This is a genomic window from Bacillus sp. B4EP4a (assembly GCF_006680105.1).
Classification (GTDB): domain Bacteria; phylum Bacillota; class Bacilli; order Bacillales; family DSM-1321; genus Peribacillus; species Peribacillus simplex_E.
Genome location: NZ_VHIK01000018.1, coordinates 133,101 through 144,985 on the forward strand (window position 1 = coordinate 133,101; position 11,885 = coordinate 144,985).

General features: G+C 39.2%; 10 protein-coding genes. 3 read left to right on the forward strand and 7 right to left on the reverse strand.

Annotation, left to right across the window (positions count from 1 at the left end):
* Nucleotides 1-319 precede the first annotated feature (319 nt).
* The 4 genes from FNK51_RS10890 to FNK51_RS10905 all read right to left on the reverse strand — a co-directional run bounded on the left by FNK51_RS10890 (nucleotide 320) and on the right by FNK51_RS10905 (nucleotide 4,761).
* Nucleotides 320-1,546: an amidohydrolase gene (locus FNK51_RS10890; RefSeq protein WP_141993330.1), complete on the reverse strand. Its 1,227-nt coding sequence runs from the start codon at nucleotides 1,544-1,546 to the stop codon at nucleotides 320-322.
* Between the two features lie 7 nt (nucleotides 1,547-1,553).
* Nucleotides 1,554-2,948, reverse strand: coding sequence for an APC family permease (locus FNK51_RS10895; RefSeq protein WP_141993331.1), 1,395 nt, complete (start codon nucleotides 2,946-2,948; stop codon nucleotides 1,554-1,556).
* Between the two features lie 23 nt (nucleotides 2,949-2,971).
* On the reverse strand, nucleotides 2,972-3,676 hold the full coding sequence (locus FNK51_RS10900) for a FadR/GntR family transcriptional regulator (protein WP_141993332.1): 705 nt from the start codon (nucleotides 3,674-3,676) through the stop codon (nucleotides 2,972-2,974).
* 599 nt (nucleotides 3,677-4,275) lie between these two features.
* Nucleotides 4,276-4,761: a peptidoglycan-binding domain-containing protein gene (locus FNK51_RS10905; RefSeq protein ID WP_141993333.1), complete on the reverse strand. Its 486-nt coding sequence runs from the start codon at nucleotides 4,759-4,761 to the stop codon at nucleotides 4,276-4,278.
* A 763-nt stretch (nucleotides 4,762-5,524) separates the two neighbouring features.
* Between FNK51_RS10905 and FNK51_RS27530 the strand changes: the two genes are divergently transcribed.
* Nucleotides 5,525-5,617: an IS3 family transposase gene (locus FNK51_RS27530; protein ID WP_141993363.1), complete on the forward strand. Its 93-nt coding sequence runs from the start codon at nucleotides 5,525-5,527 to the stop codon at nucleotides 5,615-5,617.
* 72 nt (nucleotides 5,618-5,689) lie between these two features.
* On the opposite strand, the gene FNK51_RS10915 is transcribed toward FNK51_RS27530, so the two are convergent.
* Nucleotides 5,690-6,673: a tRNA dihydrouridine synthase gene (locus tag FNK51_RS10915; RefSeq protein WP_141993364.1), complete on the reverse strand. Its 984-nt coding sequence runs from the start codon at nucleotides 6,671-6,673 to the stop codon at nucleotides 5,690-5,692.
* Nucleotides 6,674-7,268: 595 nt separating this feature from the next.
* Here FNK51_RS10915 and FNK51_RS10920 point away from each other — a divergent pair.
* Together FNK51_RS10920 and FNK51_RS10925 are read left to right on the forward strand one after the other, a co-directional pair.
* A complete protein-coding gene (locus tag FNK51_RS10920; RefSeq protein ID WP_141993334.1) occupies nucleotides 7,269-8,903 on the forward strand; it encodes an acetolactate synthase large subunit in 1,635 nt (544 codons plus the stop codon).
* 27 nt (nucleotides 8,904-8,930) lie between these two features.
* Nucleotides 8,931-10,364: an aldehyde dehydrogenase family protein gene (locus FNK51_RS10925; RefSeq protein WP_141993335.1), complete on the forward strand. Its 1,434-nt coding sequence runs from the start codon at nucleotides 8,931-8,933 to the stop codon at nucleotides 10,362-10,364.
* A 146-nt stretch (nucleotides 10,365-10,510) separates the two neighbouring features.
* On the opposite strand, the gene FNK51_RS10930 is transcribed toward FNK51_RS10925, so the two are convergent.
* Nucleotides 10,511-10,912: a YybH family protein gene (locus FNK51_RS10930; protein WP_141993336.1), complete on the reverse strand. Its 402-nt coding sequence runs from the start codon at nucleotides 10,910-10,912 to the stop codon at nucleotides 10,511-10,513.
* A gap of 166 nt (nucleotides 10,913-11,078) precedes the next feature.
* Nucleotides 11,079-11,885, reverse strand: a complete 807-nt coding sequence (locus tag FNK51_RS10935; protein ID WP_181762239.1) for a sugar phosphate isomerase/epimerase family protein — start codon at nucleotides 11,883-11,885, stop codon at nucleotides 11,079-11,081.

Below are 11,885 nucleotides of genomic sequence, written 5' to 3' on the forward strand. Positions count from 1 at the left end.
ACCCATCTATTTACAAATGCAATTACTTTCCGATTATGAAGCGAAGCCCCAAGTTCACTTCCGAATTAACGCTTCAAATAGACATAATGAATATGCAAAACCTCTTAATCAACATTCTCACGATAATGATTATAAGCCCATAGCTAGTTAAATCGCGTTTACTCGTGAATTTGCGCATTTTACTCGTGAGTTTGCACGTTTTACTCGTGAGTTTATGCAATCTTACTTGTGAGTTCATATTATACCTATAGGGGTATATTGTCAAGCCGTATAATTAAAAAATAAAAGCCACCATATACGGCAGCTTTCATCAAATACTTCAATTATTGAAAGAACCTGAAACAATTTTCCCTTTGTGCATAACCGCAAGGCGCCTTGCACGTCTTGCGACTGCTTCCGCTGAACAACTAGCTTCCACAAAAACAGCATCCGCTTTATCACCAATAGTCGGCCAAACTCGCTCTCCCTCTGAATTAAGAGGTATTTTCCCGCCAGTAATAAAACCAAGAGCTCGTCCTAAAGACCACTCATCAATCCAAGCGAAACGCTCAGCCATCAGACTAGCTTTGTAAAGCACGTCCCCAGTGCCAAATGGGTCCCAATGATCTGTTATGCTGTCATTTACAAGCGAGACATTTATACCCTTTTCATGAAGCAATGGGATTGGAATTGTGGGAATATCGATAGGTACAGTAGAAGCAATTGAAATACCCGCATGAGCTAAAGTTTCCGCCGCATCGGCTGCCGCTTCAACTGGAACATCCCCGAGTCCAAACGCATGTCCAATTGTAACTCTTCCCTGCCACCCTGCTTCTTCTGTAAGTTTAGCCAATCGTTTCATCGTATAAATTCCCAGGTGACCAGGTTCATGTAAATGCAAATCTATATCTGCATCCGCTTCAACTGCAAGTTCTATGAGTGCATGTAATGAAGCTTCAATATTTTCATCTACTATGGCCGGATCCAATCCCCCTGCAGCAGTTGCTCCCATTCTCAATGCTTCCCTTACAAGTGGAACGGAATTACTTCGCAAGAGTCCGTGCTGAGGAAAAGCAACTAACTCGTAAGAAAGCTGTCCATCGTATGATTGTAATGCCTGTAAAACTGCTTCCATGTTTTTCAACCCAATTATGGGGTCAACATTACACTGAGCCCTTATGTGGGTTACTCCATTCTGTAAAAGCAGCTCCAAAATCTTCTTCGCCCTTTCTTCCGCAACAGGAAGAAGAGACGGAAGCATGTCTTCTTCTTCTTTCATTCGGCCAAATACATCCACAAATGGGGTACATGCTTTCCATTTACCTCCATAGTATGTTTTGTCCAGGTGAATATGCATATCCTGAAAACCAGGAAGCATAAGCAGTCCGCCCGTATCCTGAACTGGCAACTCAACGGGTAAATTCTCATGAGCTGGGATTATTTTAGTGAATTTTCCCTCTTCAACTAGGATATGACAGTGTTCCGTTATTGTTTTTGTAACCATTCCATCCTTACGAAGGAAAGCGCTTTCAAGTAATGCATTTGCTAACCAATATGATTGTGTCATTAAAGTATCATCCTTTCATTTCATTCATATTTAATTCCGGTGGAAGTTTTTTGAAGAAATTTGTATTGAGTCCTAGGTAAATAACTCCAACTGTCAACCAAATCAAACCTGCAGTCTTTGCATACATATCCAATTTGTATAAAAAGAATAGCGTGATCATTGCTCCAATAGAAGGGAATAACAAATAGCGTACAATATTTATGCCTTTACGTTTTTTCTGCTTAATAAAATAATAGAATATAACGGATATATTTACGAAGGTACAGCCAAACAGTGCTCCGAAGTTTACTAAAGAAATGACTGTTTTTACATCAAGAAACAAAGCAGTTAAACTAAGAGACCCAATAAATAAAATACTATTTGTTGGAGTAGCTTTTTTAGGGTGAATGTAGCCAAAAAACTTTGGTATAATTCTGTCGCCACCCATTTTGCACAGCATACGGGAACAAGAGGTTTGTGCAGCTAAAGGGCCCGCTATGGCTCCAATTAAGGTGAAGAAAGGGTAGATAACAGCGAGTATACCTAATCCAATTTTTTTAAATAATTCAAGTGCTCCCGTATTTACATCCGTGAATTCACTCCAGCCTGCAGGCCAGGCTAATAGCATTAAGTAAGATACGGTTGTAAATAAAAGCCCTGCACCCGCACAAATTATTAATACCGCTCTTGGAACATTAACTCTCGGATTGATAGCTTCTTCCGCTACCATTGTTACAGCATCAAATCCAAAATATGATAGTACCAGTATAGATGCACCAGTAAAAATGACTCCCCATCCTACTTCTGGTTTAGCAAACTCACTAGAGTTTACAAATACATCCCATGAGAAAAAGGATCCCATTCCTCCTCCTTGGGCAATAAATTTAATTAAAAAAATCGTTACAATAGCTATAATGGAGAGCTGAACCAAAACAATTATGTTATTTACTTTGGCGGTAACATTAATGCCAACGTAGCTAATCGTTGTCACAAGGACAGTTAATCCGAGGATCCATATCCAATTAGGTATTTCAGGGAAAATCGCATTCATATAATTAGCAGCAATAACGTAAGACAGCATAGGTACAAGAAGATAATCCATCATAACAGTCCAACCTGTTAAAAAACCAATATATGGATTTATAGCTTGTTGGGCATACGTGTATGCGGAACCTGAAACCGGGAAAGCGGCAACCATGCTTCCATAACTAAATGCTGTGAACAGTATTGCTAATGCTGTTAACGCGTGAGTTAAGGAAAACATTCCGTGAGTTATATTCGATACAATTCCATACATATCAAAAATTGTCGTAGGTATTAAATAAGCAAGGCCGTAAAATACAAGGGAAGGGAGGGTTAGAACTCTCTTAAAATTTGGCTCTTCTTGAATTAAACCTGAATTAACGATGGTTTTAGCTCTCAATTTATTTCCCCCTATTATTGGTATCAGGTGTGAGTGTTTTGGACGCTCTTATACTCCTCTACCATTTTGATATAATGGCTTTTCACATCTTCAATATGTTCTTTCATTAATTTAGAACTTCTATCTGTATCTCCTTTTTTCACCGCCTTCAAGATCTGTTGATGGTAATAAAGTGCATTTTTTGTATCGTCATAAGTTGCCATTTCAATCCTTACTTTTTTGAAAAATTCCGAAATATTATTGTACATATCAATAATCACTTGGTTGTTTGTCGATCGTGCAAGCGTTCTATGAAATACAAGATCGGGAACGATAATAGAAGTTTCCATTTTAATACACACTTCTAAGTCGACCAGCGATTGTTCAAGAATATGGATTTCACTCGGTTTTATCCTTTTTGCAGCCAAATAAGCGATTTCAGCTTCAATTACTTTGCGAAGTTCTAATAAGTCTAGAGAATTATCGATATTGACAGATATTTCGAACGTGCTTGAAAATGCCTTGTCATTGAGATGTAAACTTTTCTTTACATACACCCCCTTTCCTATTTTTTTTTCAATAATTTCTTTTTCAGAAAGTGATTGCAATGCCTCTCTTACAGAAGATCTGCTTACTTCTAATAGTTTTGCCAATTCTCTTTCAGACGGAAGCTGGTCACCACTCATAAGATTATTCTTAAGAATAAAATCACATAAAAATTTTTGAACAGTTTCACTTACAATTGTCATCTTTAAGTTCAACTCCATTGCTTTAGATATCAGACCGGTCAGACCAGTTTATACAAAAAATAACCTCGTTATTTGGAAATATACATTTCTCTTGTCCTCCTCCTATTTTTTGAATTTTCTATTTATTCAATATGCAATTCTTATTCCAAATTAACAAAATACTATTATAACGGCCAATCATTAGTAAAGTTGGCAATATCATCATGCGTATCAGAATAAAAAATTCAATATTGCATAATTTATATTTGGTTTTTAAAATTTCGAGATGTAAAAAAGCGTCGATGTATCGGTGGCTAACCACTTTATATTGAATATGCGGGGATCACAAACCGCAAAAACTTGCTCCAAAACCAGTTATCACCTCGCCTCTAAGAACTAGAGCTGAGGTGATATGAATTCAATCAAACTTTACATAATCTCCTTCTTTAATTTGATTCTTTTCAAACCATCCAAGATTCACTTCAATTACTTTATGATAAGAAAGTTATGGATCATAGGTAGAACATAAAAATCAACTCGTGAAAGCCAAAAATAAAAACGTGCCCATTTATAGGCACGTTTTTCATATGAAGGGGAAATTCATTGGTCCTTCCTGTATCTTAATTCGCATACAAGCGATATTGGTCGCTTAATGTATCCCCATTACCGTAAATATAGGCTTTAGAGCCGGATGTATAGGAAGAATTGTCGTACTTCCATTTAATTCTTAGTCCCATGTTTCCGCCTGCTCCATATGTTTCATTACCATACTTCTTAATATATTGCGAGAAGCTATCCCACGTCCGTGGGCCAACCACACCATCCACTTTCAAGTTGTTTTCTTTTTGATATTTCTTTACACCCGCTTCGGTTTTTGGTCCGAAAATTCCATCAACGTCAACCACTGCTGAATCCGTATAAAAACCCATGACATTTAGGATATACTGCATATTTCTGATCTCCACCCCATGAGAGTCCTTCCGCAAAATAGAGTTTTTATCCCAGCTTTCGGGATGGTGAAACCCTCCAGCTGATGCTGAAGCAGTGGAAAAAGATATCCCAAGGGCCATTGCTAATACTACCAAACTAGTAAGTAATTTCTTCATAGCTCCATCTCCCTCTTTTTTTGTACATCCGAACTACCTTACCATTTCCCCTCAGATTTTATATTTCCCTTCCGACCAATGTCCTGTTTTGAACTTGCTAAAAAACAGTGTGATGAACCATAGCTAATCACCGACATCCCGATCAAACCTTTAATTTGGGCCAATGATTACGGCATCATGGTCATGCAAGAGGGAGCATATTTTTAAATTAACCTAATCCTAAATTAGATGATGAAGTGGCTGATATTTTCCACAACGCCCTTAAGAAGTCCCGTTAGCAAAATGTGAGCAAATCACTATAGTTGATCTAATCGCATCCAGTAAGACAAAATAAAAAAGGCCCAAACCCCTGTTATATCAAGGATTTGAGCCTTTGGCAGTTGATGACCTGTGAGGGATTTGAACCCACAACCCCTTCCCTGTCAATTTTTTAAACTATCTTTTATACAGTACTTTTTCAAAAATAGATTCCATTAAGTCCAATAATTCAACCACAATGTTTATTTATATTAATTGAGATGAAAGGTAGGGTTTTTTATTTTCACTACACCTCCACGTACGTGGCCTGTAATTGAGAACACAAGTGATATTGGTGATTTCACAAAAAAACTAACGGAACCAGTATCACCTGATTCCGTTAGCAATATTTCATTTAAGACGCCATTTTATCTGTGTTTTTTACTTGTAGGCTGATAATTTATCTAAAATATTGAAGAAAATAATCGTCTTCCCCATTTGCGTATTTGCAAATTCATAACCTAACATAGATTACTATAATAACAAACAAATAAAGCAAAAATTGGCGGGAATGAGTCCGGTTCAATACCGCCTTCACATTAGCCAATTAACTGCTTAGTATAAACTCTAACTTTTTGGGGGCACACCAGTTTAACATCCTACTTCGCTTTTACCTTGAATGGGGACACTTCTACTGTTCCCCTATTCCATCAAGATTCTTTGACCCAAAGTTATCGAGCAATGCACGCACTTCATCTGTTGACTCTGTGCTCATTAATTGATTTCTTAATTCACTTGCCCCTCGAAACCCTCGGACATATATCTTAAAAAAGCGATGAAGAGCCTTGAACGGACGTAGCTCTAATTTTGAATATTTATCATGGAGATCCAGATGCAACCTTAACAGATCAAGCAATTCATTACTACTATGATCTTTCGGCTTCTTTTCAAAGGCAAATGGATTATTGAAGATACCACGCCCAATCATAATCCCATCAATACCATATTGATGAGCGAGCTTTAAGCCAGTTTCACGGTCAGGGATATCCCCATTGATCGTCAAGAGTGTATCTGGTGCCACCTGGTCACGAAGTTTCTTAATCTCCGGGATTAGTTCCCAATGAGCATCTACTTTGCTCATTTCCTTTTTTGTACGCAGATGAATGGAAAGATTAACAATGTCTTGTTTCAATATGTGTGTTAGCCAGTCGTGCCATTCGTCTACATCCGTGAAACCAAGCCTTGTCTTTACACTTACGGGCAATCCTCCTGCTTTTGCTGCTTGTATTAAATCTGCTGCAACTTCTGGACGACGAATAAGGCCACTTCCCTTCCCATTCTGTGTCACATTAGGTACAGGACAGCCCATATTGATATCCACACCCCGATAGCCTAGTTTCGCCATACCAATACTCATTTGCCGAAAGTATTCAGGCTTGTCCCCCCATATATGGGCTACAATCGGTTGTTCATCCTCTGTAAAAGTCAAACGCCCACGTACACTATGGATGCCCTCTGGGTGACAATAACTCTCCGTGTTTGTAAACTCTGTAAAAAACACATCAGGTCTGCCTGCTTCACTCACTACATGGCGAAAAACTACATCCGTCACATCTTCCATTGGTGCCAGTATAAAAAAAGGTCGTGGTAAATCACGCCAAAAATTATCTTTCATATTCAAAATCCAATCCTTTCATTATGGGTACCAGGCCAACCCCTTATCCCAAAATTAAAAAGCAGCATGTCCCTGCTTCCTTTACACTTATACCATGCTTAAGCACTTTTTATCAAACTGCGGAAATGTTTTTTTTCACGAAATCGGAGTTTGTATCAGAAATGTTTATTTTAACTTCACAATCTCTGTACAACCAAAATATCTTCTGCTGAAATCCACCCCATCAACCAGCATACCACTGTTCGAGTTAAAATAAAGTTTTGCTAAAAAAGACTGAAAAGAAAATTGGAAGAACACTGGATTGACAAGGGGTTAACAGGAAAAAGCCCCCGAAATCACAAAAGTATTTTTTGAAAGGGATAATTGCCATTACAACAAGTGCAACAGTAATAAATGAGATGATAAATAAACGACTTGCGATTTCCATTTTACTTCTCCAAGTTATGACTATTGAGGTTAATTTACTAAAACCTGAATTTCTTTATATAGAGTTAAAAATGTTCGAAATGGTTTTAACAATACGCAAGTACATAATTTCTAGTAGGCAAAGCCAACATATAGGGAAAGAAATTGAAATGGTTGAGGAGGGAATAATTTGAAGGCATCTGATTTGTTCGTAAGATGTTTAGAGAATGAAGGGGTTCAGTATATTTTTGGGATCCCTGGTGAGGAAAATACGGATCTTATTGATTCTCTAATAAGTTCTGATATTAAATTTATCTTGGTTCATCATGAACAGGCTGCAGCTTTTATGGCAGACATTTATGGCCGGCTGACTGGAAAGCCTGGCGTCTGTTTGGGCACATTGGGACCGGGTGCAACTAATTTATTGACAGGGATAGGAAGTGCTTATCTGGATTATTCCCCTGTTGTCGCGATTACAGGTCAGGCGGGCCTTGATCGAATTCATAAGGAGTCGCATCAATATGTGGACATTATTGGGGTTTTTAAGGAAGTAACGAAATGGAATCAACAAATTAAAGTGCCGCATACGATTCCGGAAATTATCCGTAAAGCATTTAAAACTGCAGTCATAGAAAAGCCGGGAGCTGTTCATATCGAACTCCCCGAAGATGTGGCGATGATGGATACAGAAGGTGAACCTCTTCCGGTTACACCTATGCCTAGATCCCGCCCTGCAGAGGAAGAAATCAAAAAAGCCGTCGAATTAATAAATCGCGCAAAAAAGCCAATTATTCTAGCTGGTAATGGCGTAGTCCGCGATGGAGCTGCTGAGTTCTTACGGAAATTTGCAGAAGAGAAGCAAATTCCCGTTGTGAATTCGTTCATGGCCAAAGGAGTTTTACCTTCCAACCATCCATTGACCCTTTTTACAGTAGGGATGCAAGCAAGGGATTATGTTCTATGCGGGTTTGATTTGGCCGATCTTATTATCACCGTCGGCTATGATTTCGTCGAGTATTTGCCAAAGTATTGGAACGATGAGGCAATGAATCCGATTATTCATATTGATGCTAGACCGGCTGAGATTGATGCTTATTACCCCGTTCAAGCTGAATTGGTCGGGAACGTTTCGGAGGGACTTGAAGCCTTGTCCACTGGTGTAGTAGAAAAGGAGCTTTGGCCTGAAGTGAAAAGGTTAAGGTCTCAAATCATAGAAAAATTTCATTCTTCGGATGATGTATCAGGAAGTCCTATCATCCCTCAGCGAATTATCGCCGATTTGAAAAGGGCGGAAAAGGGCAATGCCATTGTCATTTCGGATGTGGGAGCCCATAAATTATGGATGGCTCGGATGTATCAGCCGGAAATGCCTAATCACACTATCATTTCTAATGGCTTTGCATCGATGGGAATTGCCATTCCTGGCGCAATTGCAGCCAAACTGGCAAAACCTGATAAACCTGTCATTGCGGTTACAGGGGATGGCGGATTTCTGATGAATGGGGTTGAATTGGCAACTGCAAAACGTCTAGGTCTTGCCTTCGTGATAGTCATTTTCCATGATTCAAAATACGGCCTAATTGAGTGGAAGCAATTGAATAAATTTGATCGTACGAATGCGATTGAATTTACAGACCCAGACTTTTTAAGCTTCGCTAAAAGTTTTGGTGTTAAAGGAGTGAAAGTAACCCACTCCGATGAATTGCTTCATGCATTAGAAGAAGCGATTTCGAGTCAGGAAATTGTCTTGATTGATGTGGATGTCGATTATTCGGAAAATGTAAAGCTCTCGAAAACACTAGGTGATTATATTTGTAAACTATAAAGGCAGATATTATTGGAGGGATTTCAGATGAAGAAAAAGTGGCAATTGTGGATTGGTGGTAAATGGCGGGAGGCAAAATCATATGAGCCATTATATAATCCCCATTCAAACGAAGAAATTGCACAAATCGGACAGGCTGAACCAGCGGATGCCATTGAAGCGATTGTTGAGGCAAATGCAGCTTTTCAGAAATACCGATCCTACCCGGCTCATGCACGAGCGGAAATTTTATTTAAAGCTGCCACAATCATGGAAGAACGCAGTGAAGAACTTGCGAAAATCATTTCTCTAGAGGCGGCGAAAACGATTCGAAATGCTCGTGAAGAAATGAATCGTACGGTTGAGACCTATCGTTTTGCTGCAGAAGCGTCAAAAAACAATTATGGAGAACAAATACCGATGGATGCGGCAGTCGGTGGGGTAAACCGTTTTGGATTTACGGTTCGCACCCCTATTGGCGTCGTTACCGCGATTACCCCATTTAACTTTCCATTTAATCTGGTCGCCCATAAAGTTGGTCCAGCTATCGCGGCAGGAAATTCGATTGTGTTAAAACCTGCGGAACAAACCCCGTTGAGTGCACTGGTTCTTGCCGATATTTTTAAAGAAGCAGGGTTGCCCGATGGAGTATTGAACATCATACCGGGCAAAGGGGATGTATTAAGTGAAGCGTTGACGACCCATCCACATGTAAAAAAAGTGACATTCACAGGCAGTGTAGAGGTCGGACACCTTATCCAGCAGCAGGCAGGCTTCCGCAAGCTTACCCTTGAACTCGGATCCAATTCGCCCTTCATCATTGATGAAGGAGTCGACATCGATAAAATTATTCAACGAAGTGTGATGGGTTCATTTACGAATAATGGGCAGGTGTGCATCTCGATTCAACGAATTTATGTCCACAAATCGCTATACCAACAATTTTTAGATCGATTCGTCAGTGCAACAAAACAGCTTGTCATCGGTTCCCCCCTGGAGGAAAATACAAATATTACAGCGGTTATTTCAAAAAAATCATTGGAACGGTTACAAAGTTGGATTGACGAGGCAGTACAGGAAGGAGCAAAAATTGAATGCGGCGGTACAGTGGAAGGCAATGTACTATTGCCTACCGTCTTAACCAATGTAAATCGTGACTCAAAGGTATTTCGTTTCGAAGTATTTGGTCCGATTGTCTGCATTTTCCCATTCGATACGCTGGATGATGCCATCACTGATGCAAATGATTCGCGTTACGGATTGAACTCAGGAGTGATGACACCGAGTATAGAACGAGCTTTTTATGCGGCAGAACGCTTGGAAACAGGTGGGGTCGTCATCAATGATATCCCAACTTACCGAATTGATAATATGCCGTATGGTGGTTGGAAGGACAGCGGCGTTGGCCGGGAAGGCGTCAAATATGCGATGCATGAAATGATGGAGCAGAAGTTTATCAGCTTTAAAATAAGCGACGAATGAACATAGTGAAAATTATAACCCTAGTATATGAGACGACGATATCTTAAAGATTTCGTCGTCTTGTTTTGTCGTAAATTAATGTTTTTGTTGTAGCCAGCTGAGTCTTGAAAAAATAAAAAGCCACCATATAAGGCAGCTTTCACCAATTACTTCAATTCTTCAATTATTTCAGCACCATAAGAGTTGTCGATTATGCAGCGCCAGGTACCCGTGGAATCCTTTTTAAATACATATGTCGCGGTTCTTTCCATAGAGAATTCGGAATCTTCCTTTTGATTGGCACTTAGCTGGGCTTTTGCGACAACCAATGCCGTATCACCCGTTTCGATTATTGCCATCTTTTCTTGATTGACGATTAAACTATGATTAAAGTATTCAGCGATAGCAATGAATGCCCGACGAATTTCCTCTTTCCCCTTTGCGAATTTTCCAGGTTTGACAACTAAAATCGCATCTTCTGAATAGAACTCCATTAAATGATCGAAATCCTCATTATTTATTGCCCTGTCCGCATTTTTTATGACTTGTTCCAGTTCATGATTCTGCATATTCACCCTCCTTTTCACCTTCTCTTAATTAGACCGCTCTTTTACTAATTGATGTTCGACTGCCATGATGGGGTTTCCTGCTAATTAAGAGAAAAGAGTATGCTAAAATCATTTAAATCAAAGTTGAATATCCACCATTGATCTACATCTAAAATACCCAAAAGAATTAATATGTCAGTTGTTGTTTCCATTGCTCTAATGAGGCAAGCAAGTTAGGCATTCCTTCCTGACCGAAATATTCCAGAGAAACAAAACCTGTATAATTTCGCTTTCTCAATTCTTCGAGTAAGCGAATATTGTCAACATCCCCACTAAAAATGGGTGCTGGTTTGTTTTTATAACGCTCTTTATGATTGTAGTGATAATTTTTTAAATGTACATGGCTGACATGGGGGAAAATGGATTCCAATACCTCTTTCGGATTCAATTGATCAACGTATAAGTTAGCACCATCGAAAATCAGTTTTATCCGTGGATGGTCGATATCTTCTAAAAGCTTATGAATGGCTTCGAGGTTATCTGCAAAGGAGTCATAGTGAATTTCTATTGCTACATCCACTCCATAAAGATCTGCCATTTGCCCTAATTTATTTAATTCGGTTGCCGTTTCCGACCATTGCTCTGGTGAGGCATTCCTTGATGCTATATGACCTGCGAACGTCCGTATTAATGGGCAGTTTAATTGATGAGCCATATCTAACAATTTTCTTGCTTGATTGATTTCGTTTTGATGTTCTTTTTGGTTCCAGAGTTTCGAAAAAGTCGTATATCCACTAATGGAAGGTATCTGTAAATCATTGGTTTCAAGTAATTTGGCTAATTTGTCCAGTGGTCCGTGCTTCTCCTGAAATCGTTCTATATGTTTATTCCATAATTCAAGTCCTTTAACATCCGCTTGCAACGGAAGCAGCCAATTTATTATTTCCTCTATGTCCCATTCTTTAAATCCTGTTGTGCATAAACTCAATTTCAA